Raw genomic sequence first — 22,631 nt, 5'->3', positions numbered from 1 at the left:
TACGCCCGCAGCAGGCGAACGGCCGGACCCACCCGACCCGAGGCCCGCCGGCTGAAGCCCAACGCCCGCAGCAGGCGAACGGCCGGACCCACCCGAACCGAGGCCCGCCGGCTGAAGCCCAACGCCCGCAGCAGGCGAACGGCCGGACCCACCCGACCCACCATCCGCGGCGCCCGGCGAGGCGGCCGGCATTCCGGAGCGGGCGCGGCCGGGCGGCCACCCCAGGTGAGCAGGCTCTCGGAGGCAAGCCGCCAGGGCGATCCCGGCCACAACCGGGTGCACCGGCCGCTGCCACAAGCCCGCGCCCCGGAGGCAGCCAGGCGTCGCACCAAAAGCGCAACCAAAACCCGCTGACCAGCGACAACTGCCGGCCACGACCGCCCAGCACCCGACCCAGCAGGCCGCGGCAAGAGACACCGCCGGCCACTTGGCGGTGCGCATCCATCCGACCGTGGGTTGTCGTCGGCGTCCCTCTCGGGGGACCCTTTCCCCGGGGGGCCGCCCGGCTCGCTCGTCAGCGCTACCCGGCGCCACCGGATCATCCCGGCGGGTGGCTGTCGGCCCACGTCGGCGGCGGTGCTGGCAAGATCTTCACAACCACGAGATACGGTGTTGCCCTGTGACCGCGATTCGCGATCGCCAGAGCGATCCAGATGCCGACGACGTCCCCGTTGCGTGGGATGAGCGTCCTGTCGTCGGTTCGAGGCGGGGACTGCCCTGGTGGGCCGCGGTCCTGGTCGGCCTCGGCCTGGCGATCGTCGGCGCCCTCCTCGGCAAGCCGAGCCAGACGAACATCCCGGTGGTCTTCACCGTCTGCTACATCGCCGGAGCCGTGATCGCGGTCTGCGCGGTGCGGCGCCGGGGCCTGTTCGGGCCCATGGTGATGCCGCCGCTGGTGCTGGCCGTGACCGTGCCCGGCGTGATCCTGCTGACGTCGGGGTCCGGCTCGGGCGACGACATGCTGTCGAAGGCGCTCAACATCGGCAGCCCTCTCATCAACAGCTTCCCCACGATGGCCATCACCACCGGCATCACGCTGCTGATCGGCATCTTCCGGTTCTTCCGCGAACGCGACCCGGACGCCCCGAAGAAGGCCAAGAAGCGCCCGGCCGACGAAGACGACGAGAGGCCCCCCGCCCGCGCCGCGCAGTCCGGTGGGCGTCCGAGGCCGGCCGGCTCGAACCGGACCGGGCAGACCCCGCTCCCCGCCGGCGCTCGACGCGGCCGGGAAGGCGAACCGCCGCGGCGCCCGCGGCCGCCCGCCGACGGCGAACGCCGTGCACCTCGCTCGAACGCCCCGGCCGAACGCGACCCGGGCACCCGGGGCACGCGCAAGCCGCCGCCCGCCACCCGGCGCGCTCCTCGTCCGGACGAGGGTGACCCGCGCCGGCGCGAGCCTCGCGGTGACGCTCCGCGGCGGCGTCCTCGCCCGCCCGAGGACGGCCGTGACGCTCCGCCGCCCCGTCGCCCGTCCGGTGGACGGAACGCTCCGCCGCGGCGGAACCGTCCCTGGGACGACGAAGAACGCTGACAAAACGGCGGTCACCTCGCGAGGTGACCGCCGTTTTGCATGCCGGGACCGTGCGCCGAAGGGCATCACGTGTGATCAGAGGGGGCATCACGCGTGATCGGGAGGGCATCACGCGTGATTGGCGGGACGACACGGTGGCGAGCCGCGAAGGCGACCCGCCACCGGAGCCGGGTCAGACCTTGCGCAGTTCCTTCGGCGGCGCGAAGGAGATCTTCTCGTTGGCCGTCGTGACCTCGTTGACGTCGGCGTAGCCGCGCTCGGCCAGCCAGTCGAGCAGCTCCATGACCAGCACGTCCGGCACCGACGCACCCGACGTGACGCCGACCGTCGTGACGCCCGCGAGCCAGGCCTCGTCGACCTCGTGCGCGAAGTCGACCAGGTAGGACGCCCGGGCGCCCGCCTTCAGCGCCACCTCGACCAGGCGCTTCGAGTTGGACGAGTTCGTCGACCCGACCACCAGCACCAGGTCGCACTCCGCGGCCATCGCCTTGACCGCGACCTGGCGGTTCGTCGTCGCGTAGCAGATGTCGTCGCTCGGCGGGTCCGCCAGGCCCGGGAACCGCTCGCGGAGCTGGTCGACGCGCTCCATCGTCTCGTCGACCGACAGCGTCGTCTGGGACAGCCAGATCACCTTCGACGGGTCGCGCACCTCGACCTTGTCGACGTCCTCGGCCTTGTCGACCAGCTGGACCTTGTCCGGAGCCTCGCCGGCCGTGCCCTCGACCTCCTCGTGGCCCTCGTGGCCGATCAGCAGGATGTCGTAGTCGTCCTTGGCGAACCGGTTGACCTCCTTGTGCACCTTCGTCACCAGGGGGCAGGTCGCGTCGATCGTGCGCAGGTTCCGGTCCGCCGCCTCCTGGTGCACCATCGGCGAGACGCCGTGGGCGGAAAACACCACCAGCGCGCCCTCGGGCACCTCGGACGTCTCCTCGACGAAGATCGCGCCGCGCTCACGCAGCGTCTCGACCACGTGCTTGTTGTGCACGATCTCCTTGCGGACGTACACCGGCGCGCCGTAGACCTCGAGGGCCTTCTCGACGGCGATCACCGCGCGGTCGACGCCGGCGCAGTAACCACGGGGTTTGGCGAGCAGCACCCGCTTGCCGGAAGCGGTTCCGGTGATCGTCGGGGTACCCGCGGGCTCGATTCCGGGACTCGCTGAACTCATGCCCCCAGGGTACGGGCAGCCCCGAGGCGACCTCGAAGTCCCTTTCGGGTGACCTTCGTCCCGCTACCGTGCTGTGCCGGACGTCACTCAGTGCGCGCGTCCGGTTGGGCAGGAGCGGCGGTCATGCGGCAGGCTGGACCCATGAAGCCATTCCCGCTCCCCCTCCGGGTCGCCGCGGGCCTCGCCGTCTCCACCGCCGAGCGGGTTCGCGAACTTCCCCGGCAGCTGGCCGGGCTCCCGGTGACCGTGGTCAGCCAGGTGCTGCAGGCCTCCATGCGGGTCCAGCAGCACGTCACCGAGCTCGCGATCAAGGGCGACAACGCGCTGTCGAGCCTGCGCCCGATCGAGGACACGCCGAGCTGGGCGACCTTCGACGAGGACGCCGAACTGGGTGACGTCGCGCCCCCGCGCCCCGCGCCGGTCGCCGAGGTGCCGGAGCCGCGCTCGGAGATCAACGGTCACGTTCCGTCGGCGGCCGAACTCGAAGCGGAGCTGGGCGATCCGTGGGCGGCCGAGGAACGCGCGCTCGCCGAGGACCACGCCGACGGTGAGAACGACAGCGAAGAGGAACCGCCGAAGACGCCGAAGCCCGGCACGCCCAAGGTCGACAAGAAGACCAAGAGCGAGACGCCGAGGACCAGCGCCGCGGGCTACGAGGGTCCGGCCGGGCTGACCGGCTACGACCAGCTCACCCTCCCGCAGCTGCGGGCCCGGCTGCGCCAGCTGTCGATCGAGCAGCTCGAGACCATCCTCGAGTACGAACGCGCCCACGCCGACCGCGCGTCGTTCACCGGCATGCTGTCCCGCCGGATCGCCAACGCCCGCAAGGCGGACCGCGCAGAGTCGGACCGGGCAGAGCCGGACCAGGAAAAGGAAGACGGCGCGGAAGACCGGTGAGCACCGAGTCCGCACAGGCCCCCGCGAGCACCGCGGAATCGCCGTGGCCGGTCCGGACCGTCGCGCGCAAGATCGGCGACTGGATCCACCGGCTCGGCGCGGTCTGGGTCGAAGGCCAGGTGACCCAGGTCAGCTCCCGCCCCAACACCCAGACCGCGTTCCTGACCCTGCGCGACCCCTCGGCGGACGTCTCGATGTCCGTCACCTGCCCGAACTGGCTGATCCGCGAAATGGAGCCGCCGCTGCGGGAGGGCGCGAGCGTGGTCGTGCACGCGAAGCCGTCGTACTTCTTCGGCCGCGGCACGATCAGCCTGCGCGCCGACCAGATCCGCGCCGTCGGCATCGGCGAGCTGCTCGCCCGGATCGAGCGCCTCAAGAAGCTGCTGACCGCCGAAGGCCTCTTCTCCGCCCAGCGCAAGCGGCCGATCCCGTTCCTGCCGAAGGGTGTCGGGCTGATCACCGGCCGCGCGTCGGCGGCGGAGCGGGACGTCCTGGCCAACGCGCAGGGACGGTGGCCGCACGTCCGGATCAAGGTGCTCAACACGGCCGTGCAGGGCACGCAGGCGGTGCCGCAGGTCATGCGCGCGCTGCGGATCTTCGACGCCGATCCGGACATCGACGTCATCGTCATCGCCCGCGGCGGCGGCAGCGTCGAGGACCTGCTGCCGTTCTCCGACGAAGCGCTCTGCCGGGCGGTGTCGGCCGCCGGCACACCGGTCGTCAGCGCGATCGGGCACGAGCCGGACACCCCGCTGCTCGACTACGTCGCCGACCTGCGCTGTTCGACGCCGACCGACGCCGGCAAGCGGATCGTCCCGGACCTGCGCGAGGAGACCGAACGCGTCCGGCAGATGCGCGACCGCGGGCGCCGGGCGCTGCACGGCTGGGTCGACACGCAGGCGCGGCTGCTCAACCAGATCCGCAGCCGCCCGTCGCTGGCCGACCCGCTGGGCCCGATCCAGCGGCGCCAGGACGACGTCGACGTCCACCGCGAACGCGCGCGCCGCGCCATGCTGGGCCTGCTCGCCAAGGACCAGGCCGAAATCGCGAACGCGCGAGCCCGGCTGACCGCGCTCGGACCGGCGGCGACGCTCGCCCGCGGGTACGCGGTCGTGCAGTTCGTCGACGCCGAAGGCAACCTCCAGGTACTCCGCTCCGTCTCCGAAGTCGAGGCCGGTGCCCAGCTGCGCGTGCGGGTGGGCGACGGCGCGGTCAAGGCGGTGGCGGAAGGAGAGCAGGAGTGAAGGTGACGTTCCTCCCGCTCACCGTGGACGCGGCCAGGAAACTCGGCGCGCGGCCGCTGCTGGACCAGGCGGTCCGCACCGACCAGGCCGCCGCCGAGTGCTGGACGGCCCTGCTCGCCGGCTGCGGCACCGCCGCCCGCCGCGACCTGGGCCCGCAGCTGCGGCGGCTGTCCGAGGCGACGTCCATGCAGGTCGGCTCGCGCTGGTGGTTCGCCGAGGGCGCGGGGCACCGGCGGCGGGTGGCCGGGGCGCAGGAGAACCTCGAAGAGGCGATCGCGGAGGGTGACGGGCAGGAGTTCGCGCTCGCCTTCGTGGGTTACGACCACGCGATGGCCAGCGCGGTAGTGTGCGCGAACAGCGTGCAGGCCCGGAAGGTCGGAGAACACCGAGCGTGAGTGAAACAGCCAGCGAGGAACTCGGCTACGAGCAGGCCCGCGACCGACTGGTCGAGGTCGTCCGCGAGCTCGAGGCCGGCGGCCTCTCCCTCGAGCAGTCGCTCGCGTTGTGGGAGAAGGGCGAGAAGCTCGCGAAGGTCTGTGAGCACCATCTCGAAGGCGCGCGCGAGCGCATCGAAGCTGCTCTGGCGTCTGTCGAGGACGAAACCAGCGACAGCCAGTGACGTTTGCCATGTCTTCGGCATCGGGAATCCGGACAGGGATCTGACAGACTGTCCACCCGCCAGTTCCACGATCCGGGAGGCAATGATGTCCGCCGCAGAGAGTCGTCGTGAAGCGCCCGACCGCAACCTCGCGATGGAGCTGGTCCGGGTCACCGAAGCCGCCGCCATGGCCGCCGGCCGCTGGGTCGGCCGCGGCGACAAGATCGGCGGGGACGGCGCGGCCGTCGACGCGATGCGCCAGCTCGTCTCGACGGTGTCGATGCGCGGGGTCGTGGTGATCGGCGAGGGCGAGAAGGATGAAGCGCCCATGCTGTTCAACGGCGAAGAGGTCGGCAACGGCGACGGGCCGGACTGCGACGTCGCGGTGGACCCGGTCGACGGCACCACGCTGATGGCCAAGGGCATGCCGAACGCCCTCGCCGTGCTCGCGGTCGCCGAGCGCGGCGCGATGTTCGACCCGTCCGCGGTGTTCTACATGGAGAAGCTCGCCGTCGGGCCCGAAGCCGCCGGCAAGGTGGAGCTCGGGGCGCCGATCGCGGAGAACATCCGCCGGGTCGCCAAGGCGAAGAACAGCAGCGTCGGCGACGTCACCGTGTGCATCCTCGACCGCCCGCGCCACGAGCAGATCATCAAGGAGGTCCGCGAGGCGGGCGCGCGGATCCGGTTCATCTCCGACGGCGACGTCGCGGGCGCGATCGCCGCGGCCCGCCCGACCACCGGCGTCGACATGCTGGTCGGCATCGGCGGCACCCCCGAGGGCATCATCGCGGCCTGCGCGATGAAGTGCCTCGGCGGCGAGCTGCAGGGCCGGCTGTGGCCGAAGGACGACGCCGAGCGTGAGAAGGCCCTCGCCGCCGGCCACGACCTCGACCGGATCCTGCTCAACGACGACCTCGTCCGCGGCGACAACGTCTTCTTCTGCGCCACCGGCGTCACCGACGGCGACCTGCTGCGCGGCGTCCACTACCGCGAGGGCGGGGCGACGACGCAGTCCATCGTGATGCGGTCCAAGTCCGGGACCGTCAGAATGATCGACGGCTACCACCGGCTCAACAAGCTGCGGGCGTACTCCTCGATCAACTTCGACGGCCACCTGGACGCGCCCGCCGACGACGTCGTGCCCCCGCTGCCGTAAGGAGATCCGTGACCAGGCGACTGCCGGCTCTACTGGCCCTGATCCTCGTCGTCCTGGTCCCCGGCACCGCCGCGGCCGCCCCCGTGATCGTCGGGGGCGCGAACGCCGACCAGCCGTACCCGTTCGCGGTGTCGCTGCACTCCGCATCGGGCAAGCTGTTCTGCGCCGGCGCGCTGATCGCGCCCGCCTGGGTGGTCACGGCCGCGCACTGCGCGTTCGGCAAGGACCCGGCCACGATCTCGGTGCGCACGGGCACGAACGACGTGGGTCAGGGCGGCGAGGTCGCCCAGGTCGCCGGGATCGTGGTGAACCCGGCGTTCAACACCGAGAGCCCGGCGGGCGACATCGCGCTGCTGCGGCTGGCGGCGCCCGCCACGGCGGCGCCGATCGGGCTCGCGACGGCGGCCTCGCCAGGCACCGCGACCCGGATCCTCGGCTGGGGCCAGACGTGCCCGAAGCTGAACTGCGGCGAGCTCCCCACGACGCTGCAGCAGCTCGACACGCAGATCGTCGAGGGCACGAAGTGCACGTCGGTGTTCGACGGCACGGCCGAGCTGTGCACCGACAACCCCGGCGGCAAGTCCGGGGCCTGCTTCGGCGACTCGGGCGGCCCCGAGATCGTGCGCGCGGGCGACCAGTGGCAGCTCGTCGGCGTCACCAGCCGTCCGGGCAACAACGAGCCGGAATGCGCGACGGCGCCGTCGATCTACACCTCCGTCGTCGCCTACGCGCCGTGGATCGCGGAGAAGACGAAGGCCTGACCTATTCGGCGTTGCTCGAGTGCCCCGGGAACAGGTGGGCGTCCGGGTCGAGCGCGACGGCGATGTTGTTGACGGCCGTCGCCGCCTCGCCGAAGCCGGTCGCGATCAGCTTCACCTTCCCCGGGTACGCGGCGACGTCGCCGGCGGCGTAGACGCGTTCGCGGGCGGTCGCCATCGTCGAGTCGACCGAGATGGCGCGGTGGTCGATCTCCAGGCCCCAGCTCTCGATCGGGCCGAGGTCGGCGGTGAAGCCCAGTGCCGCGACGACGGCGTTGGCCGGCAGCCGCTCCTCGCCCGCTCCTTTGATGGAGACGTCGACGGCTTCGAGCGAGCCGTCCGGCGCTTCGACGAACCGCGTGACCTCGGCGTCGGTGATGATCCGGGTGCCGAGCTCGCGGGCCTGCCGGACGATCGACTCGGCGGCGCGGAACTTCGCGCGCCGGTGCACCAGCGTCACGCTCGCCGCGACCGGGTGCAGGGCGAGGATCCAGTCGAACGCCGAGTCGCCGCCGCCGACGACCACGACGTGCTGCCCCGCGTGCGCGGCCAGCGAGGGGACGAAGTGGACCATGCCGCGGCCCAGCCAGCCGTCGCCGGCCGGCAGCGGGCGCGGGGTGAACTCGCCGATGCCCGCGGTGATCAGCACGGCGCGGGCCCGCAGCGTCTCGCCGCCGTCGAGGGTGAGCTCGACGCCGTCTTCGGCGGGCTCCAGCTTCTCGGCCTTGCGCCCCAGCAGGTACGCCGGTGCGAACGGCTCGGCCTGCTTCACCAGGCCGTCGACCAGATCGCGGCCGCGGACCTCGGCGAACCCGCCCACGTCGTAGATCATCTTCTCCGGGTACATCGCGGTCACCTGGCCGCCGGGCTCGGGCAGCGAGTCGACCACCGCCATCGAAAGGCCGCGGAACCCGGCGTAGTAGGCGGCGAACAGGCCCGTCGGGCCCGCGCCGATGATCACGAGGTCGTAGGAGTCCCCAGTAGCGTCAGTCATGCTCGCTCCAGCCAGTGGTGGATGGCGGTGATCGAGAACACACCCGATCCTAGCGTCGCGGGCCGCCGAGGGTGGGCGACGCCACCACGCGGGCCGGTGCGAACAGGGCCAGAATCGGTGTCATGGCTGATCAGGAATACCGGATCGAACACGACACCATGGGCGAGGTCCGCGTGCCTGCCGACGCGCTCTACCGCGCGCAGACCCAGCGGGCCGTGGAGAACTTCCCCATCTCCGGCCGGGGCCTGGAGCGCGCCCAGATCCGCGCGCTCGGCCTGCTCAAGGCCGCCGCCGCGCGGGTGAACCTGAAGCTGGGCGTGCTCGACGCCGACGTCGCGGACGCCATCGCGGCGGCCGCCGACGAGGTCGCCGCCGGAGCGCACGACGCGCACTTCCCGATCGACGTCTTCCAGACCGGGTCCGGGACGTCGTCGAACATGAACGCCAACGAGGTCATCGCCACCCTGGCTTCGCGTGCGCTCGGCCGTGACGTGCACCCGAACGACCACGTCAACGCGTCGCAGTCGTCGAACGACACCTTCCCGACGACCATCCACGTCGCCGCCACCGAAGCCGTCACCAAGGACGTCATCCCGGCGCTCGAGTACCTGGCCGGCGCGATCGAGGTCCGCGCCGCCGAGTGGGCCGACGTGGTGAAGTCCGGGCGCACGCACCTGATGGACGCGGTCCCGATCACGCTCGGCCAGGAGGCCGGCGCGTGGGCGTCGCAGATCCGCTTCGGCGTCGAACGGCTGAAGTCGGGCCTGCCGCGGCTGGGCGAGCTGCCGATCGGCGGCACCGCCGTCGGGTCGGGCCTCAACGCACCCGACGGCTTCGGTTCCAGTGTCGCCGCAGAACTCGCCACGGTCACCGGGTTGCCGCTGACCGAGGCCCGCGACCACTTCGAGGCGCAGGCGACGCAGGACAGCGTCGTCGAGACGTCCGGGCACCTGCGCACGGTCGCGGTGTCGCTCAACAAGATCGCCAACGACCTGCGCTGGCTGGGTTCCGGCCCGCGCACCGGCCTGGCCGAGCTGGCGCTGCCCGACCTGCAGCCGGGCTCGTCGATCATGCCGGGCAAGGTGAACCCGGTGATCCCGGAGGCGACGCTGCAGGTGGTCGCGCAGGTGATCGGCAACGACGCGGCGGTCGCGTTCGCGGGCGCGGCGGGCAACTTCCAGCTGAACGTCAACCTGCCCGTGATCGCGCGGAACGTCCTCGAGTCGGCGCGGTTGCTCGCGGCGGTTTCGCGGCTGCTGGCGGACAAGGTCTTCGCGGGCGTCACCGTGAACACCGAACGCGCGCGGACCTACGCCGAGGGTTCGCCGTCGATCGTGACGCCGTTGAACAAGTACCTCGGCTACGAAGAAGCGGCCGCGGTCGCGAAGCAGGCGTTGAAGGAGCTGAAGACGATCCGCGAAGTCGTCATCGAGCGCGGGCACGTGCGGGACGGCAAGCTCACCGAGGAGCAGCTCGACGAGGCGCTCGACGTGCTGCGCATGGCCCGCGGCGGGAAGTAGCGGCCCGCCCGCCCCCTCCGCACCAGGCCGGACAGCCGGCCGACGAGAAATTGTCGGTGGTGCGGGTCATGATGTCCGGGTGTTGCTGAGCGAGTTGGTCCGGGCGTCCGCCGAGCTGGCGGCGACGAGGTCCAGGAAGGCGAAGATCGCCCTCCTGGCCTCGGTGCTGCGCGCCGCCGAGGTCGGTGAGCTGCCCGTGGTGATCGCGTACCTGACCGGGCAGACCGCGCAGGACAGGCTGGGTGCGGGCTGGCGCACCCTGGCCGGGCTGGGGGCCGGCTCGGCGCCGGACCCCGTCGTCACCGTGGCCGAGGTCGACACGGCGCTCACCGCGGCGGCCGGGGTCGCGGCGGGCACCGGGTCGAACACGCGGCGGCAGGAGGTGCTGCGGGCGCTGTTCGAGCGGCTCACCGCGGACGAGCAGCAGTTCATGTTCCGGCTGGTCACCGGCGAACTGCGGCAGGGCGCGCTGGAAGGCGTGATGGTCGACGCGATCGCGGCGGCGGCCGAGGTGCCGGGCGAGGACGTGCGCCGGGCGTTCATGCTGTCCGGGAAGCTGGGCGTCACCGGCGTCGCGGCGATCACCGGCGGGCAGGCGGCGCTCGCGGAGTTCCGGCTGACGCTCGGCACGCCGGTCAAGCCGATGCTGGCCTCGCCGGCGGAGTCGCTCGACGAGGCCGTCGCCGAGCACGCCGAGGCGATCGTCGAGTACAAGATGGACGGTGCGCGGATCCAGGTGCACCGCCAGGGCGACGAGGTGCACGTCTGGACGCGCACGCTGCGCGAGATCACCGGGAGCGTGCAGGAACTGGTCGAACTCGTGCGGGCGCTGCCGTGCGAGTCGGTGGTGCTCGACGGCGAGACGCTGGCCCTCACCGACGCCGGGCGGCCGCGGCCGTTCCAGGACACGATGAGCCGGTTCGGCAGCACCCGCGAGGAACAGGTCAAGGCGCTGCTGCTGCGGCCGTACTTCTTCGACTGCCTGCACCTCGACGGCGTCGACCTGCTGGACGCGCCGCTGTCGGAGCGCAACGCGGCGCTGCGCAAGGTCGCCGGGGCGCACGTGATCCCCGGTGAGGTGGGCACTTCGCGGGCCGCTTCGGTGCTGGAGGCGGCCATGGCAGCCGGCCACGAAGGGGTGATGGTCAAGGACCTGGCCTCGCCGTACGCGGCCGGGCGGCGCGGGCGGGCCTGGCTGAAGGTCAAGCCGGTGCACACGATCGACCTGGTGGTGCTGGCGGCGGAGTGGGGCCACGGCCGGCGCACCGGCACGCTGTCGAACCTCCACCTGGGTGCCCGCGATCCGGACGGCGGCCCGCCGATCATGGTGGGCAAGACGTTCAAGGGCATGACCGACGAGCTGCTGGCGTGGCAGACGAGGACGTTCCAGGAGATCGAGACCCACCGGGACGACTGGACGGTGTACGTCCGGCCGGAGGTCGTGGTGGAGATCGAACTGGACAGCGCGCAGGTTTCCACGCGCTATCCCGGAGGCCTGGCGCTGCGGTTCGCGCGGGTGGTCCGCTACCGCCCGGACAAGGACCCGGCCGAAGCGGACACGATCGACACGGTCCGCGGCCTGCTGCACGGCGACCGCGGGGAAGGGAGCTGACGCGAAGCACGACGAAAGTAGCTGGTGCCCGCGCTCCGCACCGGCCACAGTGGATGGTGGTCGAGCCGGCGACGGCGTTCGACGATTTCGACGCGCGCCGAACCGGATTTGACGAGAATTTTCCCGACACAGCCCGCGGCGAAGAATCCCTAAAGTGCGCTCCTTCACAAGGTTCCCGCTCACTTCCCGAGCGGTCACGGAGGAGCAAGCAGTGGTCAGCAAGGAACAGATGAAGGCGTCGATCCACGCCGCCTTCGACGGCGCTGTCGCGGACGGGGCGAGCTACACCAAGGTGTACGCCGCGGAGATCAGGCAGAAGAACTACCTGGTCTTCCGGACCACCTCGGTCGCCAACTTCGCCCTGGGCTTCAAGCCGGGACAGACCGATCTCGTCCTGGTCCCGCTCGAGGAGAAGAACGGCACCATCACCGCGGGCACGCCGCTGACGATCAACGACGCCAACCGGGCGTCGGTCAAGAAGCGCGACCTGCAGGGCAGATTCGTCATCAAGACGACCGAGGGCCGGACGTTCCGGCTCAGCATCCTCCCGTCCGTGACGAAGCTGCTGGCCGTCGCCTACCAGCTGCCGGTCGAGCAGAAGGCGGAGTACGAGGCGTTCGTCGCGCTCCGGGACTCGCTGCTCGCGGCGTAACCGCACACCCGGGGCTGTCCACGTGCCGGGCAGCCCCGGAACTCGACACCTTCGTGGGGTCCACTGTGGAGTTACCCACGGGTACGCTCCCCGGATGCGCAGTGAGAAGCTCACCCGGGCCTGGTTCGCGGTCACCGCCGTGGTCGCGCTGGCCGGCCTGATCACCCAGGTGGTCGCGACCGCCTCCGCCGCCGACGGCAGCGTCGCAAACCTGCTCTGCTTCTTCACGATCGATTCGAACCTGCTGGTCACGATCACCTCGGCCGTGGTCGCGCTGGGCCGGGGCCGCGGCCGGCTGTTCACCGTCCTCTGGCTCGACGCGCTGGTCGGCATCATTGTGACCGGCATCGTCTACCAGGTCGCCCTGGCCGGCCTCTACGAACTGCACGGCCTCTCACTGGTCTCCGACACGATGCTGCACAAGGTGACGCCGATCCTGTTCGTGCTCGGCTGGCTGCTCGCCGCCCCGCGTGGCGTGCTGAGCCTGCGCACGGTCTGGTGGTCGCTGCTGTACCCGCTCGCCTGGCTCGCGTTCACGCTGCCGCGCGGGGCGATCACCGGCTTCTACCCGTACCCGTTCGTCGACGCCGGCGCCCTCGGCTACGGCCAGGTCGCGCTGAACTGCGTCTTCATCGGGCTCTTCTTCACCGCACTGGCCGCCGGCGCGTTCCTCTACGACCGCCGGCTCGCCCCCGCCTAGAGCCGGTTTGAGATGCCGACCACCGGAGACCTTGTGCACGGCCTGGCGGCGACGGGGCGCGCCGACCCGCGCAGTGGGCGATCCTGGAACCGCTGCTGCCCGTCGGCAAGAAGCCCGGCCGCCCACCACTGTGGACTGAACGCCAGCTCCTGGACGGCATCCGCCGGCGTGTCCGTGTCGGTTCGCCGTGGCGTGACGTCCCACCCGTGTATGGCTGCCGGCAAACCGTCTATGGCTTGTTCCGGCGCTGCAGCGCGCTGGTATGTGGGCGCTGATCCTGGCCGGTTGCAGACCCGGGCCGACGCCGCCGGGTTGATCACCTGGGAGGTGAGCGTGGATTCCACGATCAACCGGGCGCACCAGCATGCACCGGGCCACCGAGCAGGGCCAGAAACCCATCGTCGTTGCTGGTGACTGCCGGGCAGCATGGCGGCGCGGGATCGCATGCACGATTCCCCAGCCTTCTGATCAGGTCCGGTGTCGCCGTAACCGCGGCCGGCCAGCGGCCGGTCACCGGCATTCGACCCGGAGGTCCACAAGCAACGGCACGCGGTCGAGTGCGGCATCAACCGGCCCAGACGCAACCGAGGCGTCGCCACACGGTTCGACCAAACTCGCGGTTCGCCACGAGGCGACCGTGCACATCGCGGCCACCAACGAGTGGCTACGACGTTGAACCAGGCCCTAACCGCGGACGCGGCGGAACGCGTTGAGCCCGTCGGTCAGCCCGGCCCGCACGAGCGTCGGCAGCGCGCCGCGGCGGTCGACCGGCTTGCCCGCCGCGATCCGGTGCAGCTGGCGGGTGTGCCACTGGATCTCCAGGAGGCTGTCGGCCGTGCGGATCCCGGTCTTCGGGCACAGCCGCTCCGCGCGGACGTCCTCGCCGTCGATCAGCCGGGCCGGCAGGCCCGGGTCGACGACCAGTGGCCGGCCGAGGCCGATCACGTCCACTTCGCCCGAGCGCAACGCGGCTTCCATCCCGCCCGGCGTCGCGAAGCCGCCGGTGACCATGAGCGGGACGTCGGAGACTTCACGCGCTTTTGCCGCGTAGTCCAGGAAGTACGCTTCGCGCGCCTGGGTGCTCGCGCGTGCGGAGCCCATCATCGCGGTCTTCTCGTAGGTCCCGCCGGAGACCTCCAGCAGGTCGACCCCGATCTCGCCGAGCTCCCGCACGACCTCCAGGGACTCGTCCTCGGTGAAGCCGCCGCGCTGGAAGTCCGCGCTGTTGAGCTTGACCGACACCGGCACGCCGTCACCGACCGCCGCGCGCACCCGCCGGACCACCTCGAGCAGGAACCGGCGGCGGCGGACGGCGTCCCCGCCCCAGGCGTCGGTCCGCAGGTTCGTCAGCGGGGAAAGGAACTGCGAGACGAGGTAGCCGTGCGCGCCGTGGAGCTGCACGCCGTGGAAGCCCGCATCGACGAAAGTCCGCGCAGCCACGGCGAAGCGCTCGATGATCGCTTCGATCTCTTCGCCGGTCAACGCGCGCGGGGCCGCGAAGGCGGTCCGGATGCCCCGGTTGCCGAACGGGACGGCGGACGGCGCCACCGGCTGCCGCGAGAGGTACCGCGGGCTCTGCCGACCCGGGTGGTTCAGCTGCACCCACAGGCGGGTGTCCGTGCCGTCGACGGCCTGCGCCCACGGCCGGAAGGCGGCGGGGTCGGCGGTCGCCGCGACGTTGCGCGGCTCCCCGAGCGCGGCCGGGTCGACCATGACGTTCCCGGTGATCAGCGCGGCCGCACCGCCACGGGCCCAGGTGCGGTACAGCTCGGCCAGTTCGCGGGTGGGCGCGTTGCGGCGGTCGCCGAGCTGCTCGCTCAGCGCCGACTTGGCCAGGCGGTTGGGCAGCACCGCGCCGCACCGCAGCTTCAGCGGTTCCGCCAGCAGGTCCCGGGTCATCGCGTCACCTCTCGAACTTACTCACGGTAAGGTGACTCGACGGTAGCATACCGCCGGTATGTCATCTACCCGTCGAATGACCACTAGGGTCGGGCGCATGACGGCGATCGTGCAGAACCTGGTGACCTCCGGTGTCTTCCGGCTCGACGGGGGCAGCTGGGACGTCGACAACAACGTGTGGCTCGTGGGTGACGACGCGGAAGTGATCGTGATCGACGCGGCGCACGACGCGAAGGCGATCGAAAACGTCGTGGGCGAGCGGAAGCTGACCGCGATCGTCTGCACCCACGCGCACAACGACCACGTCAACGCCGCCCCGGAGCTCGCCGCCGCGACCGGCGCGCCGATCCTGCTGCACCCGGACGACCGGGTCGTCTGGGACCTCACCCACCCGGACCGCGCCCCGGACGGCGAACTGGCCGACGGCCAGGTGCTCACCGTCGCGGGCACGGCACTGCAGGTCATCCACACGCCGGGGCACGCGCCCGGCGCGGTCTGCCTGTACGCCGACGAACTCGGGGTGCTGTTCACCGGCGACACGCTGTTCCACGGCGGCCCGGGCGCCACCGGACGGTCCTATTCGGACTACCCCACGATCGTCGACTCCATCCGGACGAAGCTGTTCACGCTCCCGGACGCCACGAAGGTCCACACCGGACACGGCGAAGGCACGACGATCGGCGCCGAGAAGGCGGCTTCGGACGGCTGGGACCAGCCCTAAGCCGTGTGCTTCCGCGCGACGAGGGCGAACTCCTCGATCGCCCGGTCCAGCGCGACCACGGCGTCCCGGACGGGCCTCGGCAGCACGACCTTGGTGAACTTGCCGTCGTCGTCCGGCGCGTGCCGCACGTGGTGCAGGTCCATGTCCTTCCGCCGCACTTCCTTGGCCGCCTCGACCAGTTCGTCCGGCCCGCTCATCACCAGGAGCCCGAGCAGGGACCGGACCTCCGCCCGCGCCGTGTAGTACTCGTCTTCGTAGGCCAAGACGCGTTCGGAGGTCCGGTCTTCGCGGTAGCTGACGTTGATGCTGACCAGGTGCTGCCGCGCCCGGGCGGCGGCTTCGATGAACCGGCCGCAGCGGTCGGCGCGGTCCTGGCGCACCTTCGCCCGCCGCGCCGCGTTGAGCTTCAGCGGTTCGACCAGCGCACCCAGCGTCACGCCGACCAGGGACGCGACCGCCGCGATGACCGCGGCTCCGAGAGCCGTCAGCACGTCAGCCGCGGTGCGCTCGGCGACACCCGGACACGCTGCTTGGCTTCTTCCGCCAGCGCCAGCGCCCACGCCTGCAACCCGGCGACGTCGATCCCGTGCGGTGGCGCACCCCGGAACGGCTCGATGTTCGCCGCCCCGCGCTCCAGCAGCGACACCGCGCCGACGTTGTTGCCGCGGGCCGCGTGCGTCAGCCCGACGGCGAGCTGCGCGAGGCCGCGCCAAAGCTCGCGATCGGGCCCGTCCGTGGTCTTCCAGGCGTCCTCGAAGACCTCGTGCGCGTGGAACGGCTTGCCGTCGTCGAGCAGCCGCTGCGCCTCCGCAAGCGTTTGCGCCGGGGTGCGCTCGATGCCTTCCGGCTGGCGCTCGACCCCGTCGGAGCCGTACGGCAGCGGCCGGCCGAGGCCGTCTCGCGGCCGTGCGTTGCGTGCCCGTCCCTCGGTGTCCCGGTCGCGGCGGCTCATGCCACCGATCCTGCCACGGGGCCGCCGGGTAGTCTGGTGACTCGTGCGTTTCCTCGACGGCCACCGGCCCGCCCACGACCTGACCTACGACGACGTGTTCCTCCTGCCGAACCGTTCGGACGTGGAGTCCCGCTTCGACGTCGACCTCTCCACCGCGGACGGCACCGGCGCGACCATCCCGATCGTGGTCGCGAACATGACCGCGGTTGCCGGCCGCCGGATGGCCGAGACCGTCGCCCGCCGCGGTGGCCTGGTGGTGCTCCCGCAGGACGTCGATCCCGACGCGGTCGCCGGGATCGTCGGCTGGGTGAAGAGCCGCCACACGGTCTGGGACACGCCGCTGGTGCTCACCGGAGCGGCCGCGGTCGCCGACGCGCTCAACCTCGTCCACAAGCGGGCCCACGGCGCAGTCGTGGTCGTCGACGACGAAGGCCGCCCGGTCGGCGTCGTCGACGAAGCGGCCTGCGCGGGAGTCGACCGCTTCGCCCGTCTCGCCGACGTCGCGCAGGCGCCGAGCGTCGCGGTTCCGCTGACCACGCCGCCGCGCGAGGTCTTCGAACGGCTCAACAGCAGCGGCGCCCACCTGGCGCTCGGCCTCGACGCCGACGGCCGGCTGGCGGGCGTCCTCACCGCCGTCGGCGCCCTGCGTGCGGAGATCTACACCCCGGCCGTCGACGACGCGGGCAAGCTGCGCGTCGCCGCCGCGGTCGGCGTCAACGGCGACGTCGCGGCGAAGGCCGACGCGGTCCTGAAGGCCGGTGTCGACGTGCTGGTCGTCGACACCGCGCACGGGCACCAGGAGAAGATGATCGCCGCGCTGAAGGCCGTCCGGTCGGTGTCGCCGCAGGTCCCGGTGGTCGCCGGGAACGTCGTCACCGCCGAGGGCACGCGCGACCTGATCCAGGCCGGCGCCGACGTCGTCAAGGTCGGTGTCGGGCCGGGCGCGATGTGCACGACCCGGATGATGACCGGCGTGGGCCGTCCGCAGTTCTCCGCGGTCGCCGACTGCGCGGCCGCCGCGCGCGAGCTGGGCAAGCACGTCTGGGCCGACGGCGGGGTCCGCCACCCGCGTGACGTCGCGCTGGCGCTGGCCGCGGGCGCGTCCGCGGCGATGGTCGGCTCGTGGTTCGCCGGCACCTACGAATCCCCCGGTGACCTGCGGTTCGACGAGCAGGGCCGACCCTACAAGGAGTCGTTCGGGATGGCGTCGAAGCGTGCGGTGGGCGCGCGGACGCGCACGGACAACTCGTTCGACCGCGCGCGGAAGGCGCTGTTCGAGGAGGGCATCTCGTCGTCGCGGATGTCCCTCGACCCGCAGCGCCCCGGCGTCGAGGACCTGCTGGACTCGATCGGCTCCGGCGTGCGGTCGTCGTGCACCTACGCGGGCGCGCGGACGCTCGAGGAGTTCCACGAGCGCGCGGTGCTGGGCGTCCAGTCGGCGGCCGGGTTCGCCGAAGGCCGCCCGCTGCCTTCGGGCTGGTGAGTCAGCCCGCGCAGCACACGTGTTCCGCCCATTCCGGGACGTGCCACCAGTGCTGCTTCTCCGCTGACCGGGCCGCGGGCGCCACCTCGGTGGCCGCCCGCTCGCCCGGCTGGTCCCGGTAGGGCGCCAGCAGCTCGCCGACCGTCCGCAGCACGCCGCCGACCAGCACGCTGCGGACGTTCGCGGCCGCCTTGACGTCCTCCAGCGGGTTGCCGCTGACCAGCGACAGATCGGCGTACGCGCCCCGCTTGAGCACCCCGATCCGGTCCTCGAGGCCCAGCCACCGCGCCGGGTTGCGGGTGGCGGTGGTGAGCGCCTCGTACGGCGTGAACCCGAACGCGACCATGGCCCGCAGGTTCTGGTGGGTGGAGACGGCCACGTTGTCCAGCGGGGAGTCCGTGCCGGTGACCACGAACCCGCCCGCCCGGTGGATCCGCAGCACCATGTCGACGTTCCCGGCGAGGACCTGGCGGAGGTAGGCGTTCTCCGGGTTGCCCGCGGTGTCGGCCGTGGTCTTGAGCAGCGCGTACTCCCACGGCGGGAAGAGGACCCGGGTGCGCTCGTCGGTCACGAGCGACTTGTCGTCGGCGTACAACGCCCTGGACGTGAACAACGTCGGCGTGACCGACATGCCCGAGCGGGTGAACAAGGCGATCGCGTCCTGGTAGGACCGGCCGATCCGGCTGACGGTGTGCGAGTACCCGAGCCGGTTGGTGGCCCCGGTGTGCTCCATCGCGTCCATGCCGATGTTCGCCGCCGGGTACAGGTAGTGCGACGAGAGCGGGATGCCCGCCCGGTGCGCGGCCCGGACCACGGCCTGCTGGGAGGCCACGGGCAGCCGGACGTAGGTCTTGATCATGTCGTACTCGAGCTCGACCGCGCGCGAGAGCTCCAGGTCCAGCTGCTCCGGCGACAGCGTCGGCCGCATGAAGTTGTAGTAGATCCGGGAGCCGTCGACGGCTTCCCCGGTGCCGAAGTACCGCGGCCCGACGCGGTTCCCGGATTCCAGGGCCTCGCGGGTCTCCAGCATCTGGTACACCGGGTCGCCGGGCGAGCGGGTGGTGGTGATGCCGTAGGACAGCCACAGCCTGCCCTGCCGGTCACCCCACTGCCTGCCGCGCAGGTGCCAGTGGTTGTGGATGTCGATCAGCCCGGGCATGGCGGTCAGGTCGTGGGCGTCGACGGTGCCGGGGGCGGCCCGGTGCGGCCGGACGTCGGTGATCCGGCCGCCGTCGACGACGATGTCGACGTCCCGCCGCAGCGTCCGGGCGACGCCGTCCCAGGCCGCGCCGACGTGGATGACGGTCGGGCGCGGCGGGCGGGGCCGGGCCCAGCTGAAGTCGAGCCGGATCGGGCGCGGCTCGCCGCCGGTGATCTTCTGGGCTTTCAGCTGTCCCTTCGACAGGTACACGAGTGTGTCGTTCCCCTGCCAGGCCAGTGAATCGGTGACTTCGCGGGTGACCTGCCGCGGCTCGCCGATCAGCCGTCCGGCGCCGTCGACCGGGGCGATCCAGGCGACGCTTTCCACCGTGAACGCGAGGTACCGGCCGTCGGGTGACCACAGTGGACCGTCGTCGCCGCGGGTGGCGAGCGAGCGGAACGGCATCGGCTCGGCGTAGCGGAGTTCGCCGGTCTTCAGGTCGACCGTGAGGATCTGGCTGGTGCCTTCGCGGTACCGCCGCGAGTACGGCTTCACCGCGGCCAGGGCGAGGACCGACCCGTCGGGCGACCAGGTGGGCCGGCCCGGCATGAACAGCGGCGGCGTCACCTGCTGGGCTCGGTTTGCAGCCACGTCGTGGATCCAGGTGGCGCCGTCCTGGTCGGCGTAGGCCACCCGGCCGCCGTCCGGCGACCACCGCGGCGCGACCTGGGCGCCCGCCAGCCGGGTGAGGACGGCGTCCTCACCGGTGCCGAGGTCGTGCAGCCACAGGTCGGCGGTGCCGAGCCGGTCGCTCGTGTAGAGCAGCTTCGTCCCGTCCGGGTGGAAGTCCGGGTCGGAGTTGAAGTAGCCGTCGCCGATCAGCCGCTGCGGCCGTCCCCCGCCCGCCGCGACGATGTAGATCGCGTTGAGGGCCCGGAAGGCGATCCGCCTGCCGTCCTTCGACACCACCGGGCCGGCGATGCCCCGGACGGGCTTCGGCGCGGGCGAGTCCAGGTCACGGACCCGCCTCCGGTACTCGCGTGGTGCCGTGGACACGCCTGCTTCGAACGGGACGTCCTCGACCGCGCCGGACGGCTCGCGCCGCCGGATGTGCCCGTCGGCGGTGTAGAGCACGGCGGACCCGGTCCAGTTCGCGGGGAAGCCGAAGACGTCCTCGCCCTTGGTCAGCTGCTGCTCGCCGAGCATGAGGTCCGCGTCGGCGCCACGCAGCCGCAGGTAACTGGGCCGGCCGCCGGGACCGAACGCGGGACCGTAGAGCTTGTCGGCGCCGGTCGCGGTGACCAGGCGCTCGCGGGCGCCGGTGGCCAGGGTGACGACGTCGATGGCGGTGTCGTTCACCGTGAAGACGATCTTCGTGCCGTCGGCCGACCAGCGCGGTGACGCCTCTTCGTCGGCCGTCGACACGACCGTGCCGATCGCCCCGGAGGCGATGTCCAGCAGGTGGATGCCGTAGCTGCCGTCGCGGTCGCTGCTGAAGGCGAGCTTGGTGCCGTCCGGCGAGAACACCGGCTCCCGGTGGTCGAACCGCCCGCTGGTGAGCTTGCGGGGCGTCCCGCCGGCGGCCTCGATGACGTACAGGTGGAAGTTGCCGTCGCGGTAGGACTGGAACGCGATCCGGCGGCCGTCCGGCGACCAGCTGGGGAGCGTCGCGTCCTGCAGGTCGTCGGTGAGCCGCCGGGCGCGACCGCCGGCGGCGGGCAGCACCCAGATCCCGGTGACCAGGTCGACGGCGAGCCACCGGCCGTCCGGCGACAGCGCGGCGGACATGTTCGTGCCCTGCCGCAGCACCACCCCGCCCGGCCGGACGTCCTCTTCGGCCTCGGCGACCCCCGCGCCGGCCACGGTCAGTGCGGCGGCGGCTGCGCCACTTCGGACGAGAAGCTCACGACGAGAAAGATTTTCGGGCCCCATCCGGCCAACTATGCCCAGCCCCGGATCAGCCGCATAGCGGCCGAGCGGGTTTTCCACCGGATGCCCGGCAACGACGCCAAGGATTGCCGGGGGCGGCGCGGACGCCGCCCCCGGAGTCCGTCAGCCGTGGTCCTCCAGCATCTCGGTGACCAGGGCGGCGATCGGCGACCGCTCCGAGCGCGTCAGCGTGACGTGCGCGAACAGCGGGTGGCCCTTGAGCTTCTCGATCACCGCCGAGACGCCGTCGTGCCGCCCGACCCGCAGGTTGTCACGCTGGGCGACGTCGTGCGTGAGCACCACGCGGGACGCCGTGCCGAGCCGCGAGAGCACCGTGAGCAGGACGTTGCGCTCCAGCGACTGCGCCTCGTCGACGATCACGAACGTGTCGTGCAGCGAGCGGCCGCGGATGTGGGTCAGCGGGAGCACCTCGAGCATGCCGCGGTCGAAGACCTCGTCGAGGACGTCCTGGCTGACCAGCGCGCCGAGGGTGTCGAACACCGCCTGCGCCCACGGCTGCATCTTCTCGCTCTCGGACCCGGGCAGGTAGCCGAGGTCCTGCCCGCCGACCGCGTAGACCGGCCGGAACACCACGACCTTGCGGTGCTGGCGGCGTTCCATGACGGCTTCCAGGCCGGCGCACAGCGCGAGCGCCGACTTGCCGGTGCCGGCGCGACCGCCCAGCGAGACGATCCCGACGTCGGAGTCGAGCAGCAGGTCGAGCGCGACGCGCTGCTCGGCGCTGCGGCCGTGCAGGCCGAACGCCTCGCGGTCGCCCCGGACCAGCCGGATGCGCTTGTCCGCCGTGATCCGCCCCAGCGCGCTGGAGCTGCCCGCGAGCAGCCGCAGCCCGGTGTGGCAGGGCAGCTCGGCGAGCTCGTCCATGCCCCACTCGACGGGGTCGACGGTGCTGCCGCCGAACAGCGCGTCGATGAGGTCCTGCTGGACGTCGACGTCCGCCATGCCGGTCCAGCCCGACGGCGTCACTTCCTGCGCGCGGTACTCGTCCGCCTCGAGACCGACGGCCCCGGCCTTGACCCGCAGCGGGATGTCCTTCGTCACCAGCGTGACCGCCTTGTTCTCGGCCGCGAGGTTGAGCGCGCAGGCGAGGATGCGGTGGTCGTTGGAGTCGGTCCGGAACCCGGACGGGAGCACCGACGGGTCCGAGTGGTTCAGCTCCACCTGCAGCGTGCCGCCGTGGTCCCCGATGGGGAGCGGCGCGTCGAGCCTGCCGTACTGCCGGCGCAGGTCGTCGAGCATGCGCAGGGATTCCCGGGCGAACCAGCCGAGCTCCGGGTGGTGGCGCTTCGCCTCCAGTTCACTGATGACGACCAGCGGCAGCACGACAGCGTGCTCGGCGAACCGAGTGACCGCCCACGGGTCCGAAAGGAGGACCGACGTGTCGAGCACGTACATGTGCTGCTGGGATTCGGGCGAGGTCGAGGCTTTCTCCGGGCCAGGAACGGCACCGGTCGAAGAGTGGCCAGAGGCCTTACGGGGCAAACGCTGCGCAGTCACGACGGCATCTCCCTCGAGGGCGTGTGCACCTCACGCCCGCACTCGCTGGGCCGGGCACCTCCCTGGCTGGACCACTCCTCCTGACTCTTGAGTCAGGTGGCGCGGCCACGAGGGCCGGGTGCCGGCCCCCTCGAGCGTCTCGTGGGCGGCTGAGCCGC

21 protein-coding genes are annotated in these 22,631 nt (G+C 72.0%); 14 read left to right on the top strand and 7 right to left on the bottom strand.

Translation table 11 applies throughout. The features are described 5' to 3' along the window. The first annotated feature begins 619 nt into the window (after positions 1-619). Positions 620-1,531: a DUF6542 domain-containing protein gene (locus tag ACWEGE_RS41845; RefSeq protein WP_449666044.1), complete on the top strand. Its 912-nt coding sequence runs from the start codon at positions 620-622 to the stop codon at positions 1,529-1,531. A gap of 172 nt (positions 1,532-1,703) precedes the next feature. Here ACWEGE_RS41845 and ACWEGE_RS41840 read toward each other — a convergent pair whose 3' ends face one another. Then, a complete protein-coding gene (locus ACWEGE_RS41840; protein WP_449666043.1) occupies positions 1,704-2,699 on the bottom strand; it encodes a 4-hydroxy-3-methylbut-2-enyl diphosphate reductase in 996 nt (331 codons plus the stop codon). A 141-nt stretch (positions 2,700-2,840) separates the two neighbouring features. Here ACWEGE_RS41840 and ACWEGE_RS41835 point away from each other — a divergent pair, with 141 nt between their 5' ends. The 6 genes from ACWEGE_RS41835 (at position 2,841) to ACWEGE_RS41810 (ending at position 7,355) form a co-directional block, all read left to right on the top strand. Further along, the gene (locus ACWEGE_RS41835) at positions 2,841-3,596 is read left to right on the top strand and encodes a lipid droplet-associated protein (protein ID WP_449666042.1); all 756 of its coding nucleotides are present in this window, start codon (positions 2,841-2,843) and stop codon (positions 3,594-3,596) included. Then, the gene (gene xseA / locus ACWEGE_RS41830) at positions 3,593-4,840 is read left to right on the top strand and encodes an exodeoxyribonuclease VII large subunit (protein WP_449666041.1); all 1,248 of its coding nucleotides are present in this window, start codon (positions 3,593-3,595) and stop codon (positions 4,838-4,840) included. Before ACWEGE_RS41835 ends, xseA begins: the two co-directional genes overlap by 4 nt. Continuing rightward, entirely contained in the window at positions 4,837-5,235 is a 399-nt protein-coding gene (locus ACWEGE_RS41825) for a hypothetical protein (RefSeq protein WP_449666040.1), read from the top strand. The genes xseA and ACWEGE_RS41825 overlap by 4 nt, the downstream gene beginning before the upstream one ends. Then, positions 5,232-5,459: an exodeoxyribonuclease VII small subunit gene (locus tag ACWEGE_RS41820; RefSeq protein ID WP_449666039.1), complete on the top strand. Its 228-nt coding sequence runs from the start codon at positions 5,232-5,234 to the stop codon at positions 5,457-5,459. Before ACWEGE_RS41825 ends, ACWEGE_RS41820 begins: the two co-directional genes overlap by 4 nt. A gap of 82 nt (positions 5,460-5,541) precedes the next feature. Further along, positions 5,542-6,594: a class II fructose-bisphosphatase gene (glpX, locus tag ACWEGE_RS41815; protein ID WP_449666038.1), complete on the top strand. Its 1,053-nt coding sequence runs from the start codon at positions 5,542-5,544 to the stop codon at positions 6,592-6,594. A gap of 8 nt (positions 6,595-6,602) precedes the next feature. After that, complete coding sequence (locus ACWEGE_RS41810; protein ID WP_449666037.1) at positions 6,603-7,355, top strand: S1 family peptidase; 753 nt, start codon at positions 6,603-6,605, stop codon at positions 7,353-7,355. A 1-nt stretch (position 7,356) separates the two neighbouring features. Here the strand turns inward: ACWEGE_RS41810 and ACWEGE_RS41805 are convergent, their stop codons facing one another. Then, complete coding sequence (locus ACWEGE_RS41805) at positions 7,357-8,346, bottom strand: NAD(P)/FAD-dependent oxidoreductase (RefSeq protein WP_449666036.1); 990 nt, start codon at positions 8,344-8,346, stop codon at positions 7,357-7,359. A 122-nt stretch (positions 8,347-8,468) separates the two neighbouring features. Here ACWEGE_RS41805 and ACWEGE_RS41800 point away from each other — a divergent pair, with 122 nt between their 5' ends. The 5 genes from ACWEGE_RS41800 (at position 8,469) to ACWEGE_RS41780 (ending at position 13,105) form a co-directional block, all read left to right on the top strand. Further along, the gene (locus tag ACWEGE_RS41800; RefSeq protein ID WP_449666035.1) at positions 8,469-9,866 is read left to right on the top strand and encodes a class II fumarate hydratase; all 1,398 of its coding nucleotides are present in this window, start codon (positions 8,469-8,471) and stop codon (positions 9,864-9,866) included. 79 nt (positions 9,867-9,945) lie between these two features. Continuing rightward, positions 9,946-11,478 carry an ATP-dependent DNA ligase gene (locus ACWEGE_RS41795; protein ID WP_449666034.1) on the top strand — a complete coding sequence of 511 codons (1,533 nt, stop codon included), beginning with the start codon at positions 9,946-9,948 and terminating at the stop codon, positions 11,476-11,478. A gap of 211 nt (positions 11,479-11,689) precedes the next feature. Further along, a complete protein-coding gene (locus tag ACWEGE_RS41790) occupies positions 11,690-12,130 on the top strand; it encodes a hypothetical protein (protein WP_449666033.1) in 441 nt (146 codons plus the stop codon). Between the two features lie 94 nt (positions 12,131-12,224). After that, on the top strand, positions 12,225-12,830 hold the full coding sequence (locus ACWEGE_RS41785) for a Pr6Pr family membrane protein (protein WP_449666032.1): 606 nt from the start codon (positions 12,225-12,227) through the stop codon (positions 12,828-12,830). An 80-nt stretch (positions 12,831-12,910) separates the two neighbouring features. Then, complete coding sequence (locus tag ACWEGE_RS41780; RefSeq protein ID WP_449666071.1) at positions 12,911-13,105, top strand: transposase; 195 nt, start codon at positions 12,911-12,913, stop codon at positions 13,103-13,105. A gap of 409 nt (positions 13,106-13,514) precedes the next feature. Here the strand turns inward: ACWEGE_RS41780 and ACWEGE_RS41775 are convergent, their stop codons facing one another. Continuing rightward, entirely contained in the window at positions 13,515-14,729 is a 1,215-nt protein-coding gene (locus tag ACWEGE_RS41775; RefSeq protein ID WP_449666031.1) for an NADH:flavin oxidoreductase/NADH oxidase family protein, read from the bottom strand. A gap of 97 nt (positions 14,730-14,826) precedes the next feature. On the opposite strand from ACWEGE_RS41775, the gene ACWEGE_RS41770 reads away from it, so the two are divergent. Next, complete coding sequence (locus ACWEGE_RS41770) at positions 14,827-15,450, top strand: MBL fold metallo-hydrolase (protein WP_449666030.1); 624 nt, start codon at positions 14,827-14,829, stop codon at positions 15,448-15,450. Here ACWEGE_RS41770 and ACWEGE_RS41765 read toward each other — a convergent pair. Both ACWEGE_RS41765 and ACWEGE_RS41760 read right to left on the bottom strand, forming a co-directional pair. Beyond that, positions 15,447-15,941 (bottom strand): hypothetical protein, encoded by a 495-nt coding sequence (locus ACWEGE_RS41765; RefSeq protein WP_449666029.1) that lies wholly within the window; start codon positions 15,939-15,941, stop codon positions 15,447-15,449. The genes ACWEGE_RS41770 and ACWEGE_RS41765 overlap by 4 nt on opposite strands. After that, a complete protein-coding gene (locus tag ACWEGE_RS41760; protein WP_449666028.1) occupies positions 15,935-16,402 on the bottom strand; it encodes a DUF309 domain-containing protein in 468 nt (155 codons plus the stop codon). Before ACWEGE_RS41760 ends, ACWEGE_RS41765 begins: the two co-directional genes overlap by 7 nt. 43 nt (positions 16,403-16,445) lie before the next feature. On the opposite strand from ACWEGE_RS41760, the gene guaB1 reads away from it, so the two are divergent. Beyond that, on the top strand, positions 16,446-17,885 hold the full coding sequence (gene guaB1, locus ACWEGE_RS41755) for a GMP reductase (protein ID WP_449666027.1): 1,440 nt from the start codon (positions 16,446-16,448) through the stop codon (positions 17,883-17,885). 1 nt (position 17,886) lies between these two features. Here guaB1 and ACWEGE_RS41750 read toward each other — a convergent pair whose 3' ends face one another. Both ACWEGE_RS41750 and ACWEGE_RS41745 read right to left on the bottom strand, forming a co-directional pair. Continuing rightward, positions 17,887-20,958 carry an amidohydrolase family protein gene (locus ACWEGE_RS41750; protein WP_449666026.1) on the bottom strand — a complete coding sequence of 1,024 codons (3,072 nt, stop codon included), beginning with the start codon at positions 20,956-20,958 and terminating at the stop codon, positions 17,887-17,889. A gap of 120 nt (positions 20,959-21,078) precedes the next feature. Further along, complete coding sequence (locus ACWEGE_RS41745; protein WP_449666025.1) at positions 21,079-22,371, bottom strand: PhoH family protein; 1,293 nt, start codon at positions 22,369-22,371, stop codon at positions 21,079-21,081. Positions 22,372-22,631: the final 260 nt, after the last annotated feature.

The sequence above is a fragment of the Amycolatopsis sp. NPDC004747 genome (assembly GCF_053601335.1).
Note: the sequence above shows the minus strand (reverse complement) of the source record. Positions and strands in the feature narration are given on the sequence as shown.

Bases quoted from the DNA above. Each gene is read 5' to 3' on its own strand.
- ACWEGE_RS41840 (WP_449666043.1), bottom strand. From the start codon at position 2,699: ATGAGTTCAGCGAGTCCCGGAATCGAGCCCGCGGGTACCCCGACGATC.
- ACWEGE_RS41835 (WP_449666042.1), top strand. From the start codon at position 2,841: ATGAAGCCATTCCCGCTCCCCCTCCGGGTCGCCGCGGGCCTCGCCGTC.
- glpX (WP_449666038.1), top strand. From the start codon at position 5,542: ATGATGTCCGCCGCAGAGAGTCGTCGTGAAGCGCCCGACCGCAACCTC.
- ACWEGE_RS41805 (WP_449666036.1), bottom strand. From the start codon at position 8,346: ATGACTGACGCTACTGGGGACTCCTACGACCTCGTGATCATCGGCGCG.
- ACWEGE_RS41800 (WP_449666035.1), top strand. From the start codon at position 8,469: ATGGCTGATCAGGAATACCGGATCGAACACGACACCATGGGCGAGGTC.
- ACWEGE_RS41785 (WP_449666032.1), top strand. From the start codon at position 12,225: ATGCGCAGTGAGAAGCTCACCCGGGCCTGGTTCGCGGTCACCGCCGTG.
- ACWEGE_RS41775 (WP_449666031.1), bottom strand. From the start codon at position 14,729: ATGACCCGGGACCTGCTGGCGGAACCGCTGAAGCTGCGGTGCGGCGCG.
- ACWEGE_RS41770 (WP_449666030.1), top strand. From the start codon at position 14,827: ATGACGGCGATCGTGCAGAACCTGGTGACCTCCGGTGTCTTCCGGCTC.
- ACWEGE_RS41760 (WP_449666028.1), bottom strand. From the start codon at position 16,402: ATGAGCCGCCGCGACCGGGACACCGAGGGACGGGCACGCAACGCACGG.
- ACWEGE_RS41750 (WP_449666026.1), bottom strand. From the start codon at position 20,958: ATGGGGCCCGAAAATCTTTCTCGTCGTGAGCTTCTCGTCCGAAGTGGC.
- ACWEGE_RS41745 (WP_449666025.1), bottom strand. From the start codon at position 22,371: ATGTACGTGCTCGACACGTCGGTCCTCCTTTCGGACCCGTGGGCGGTC.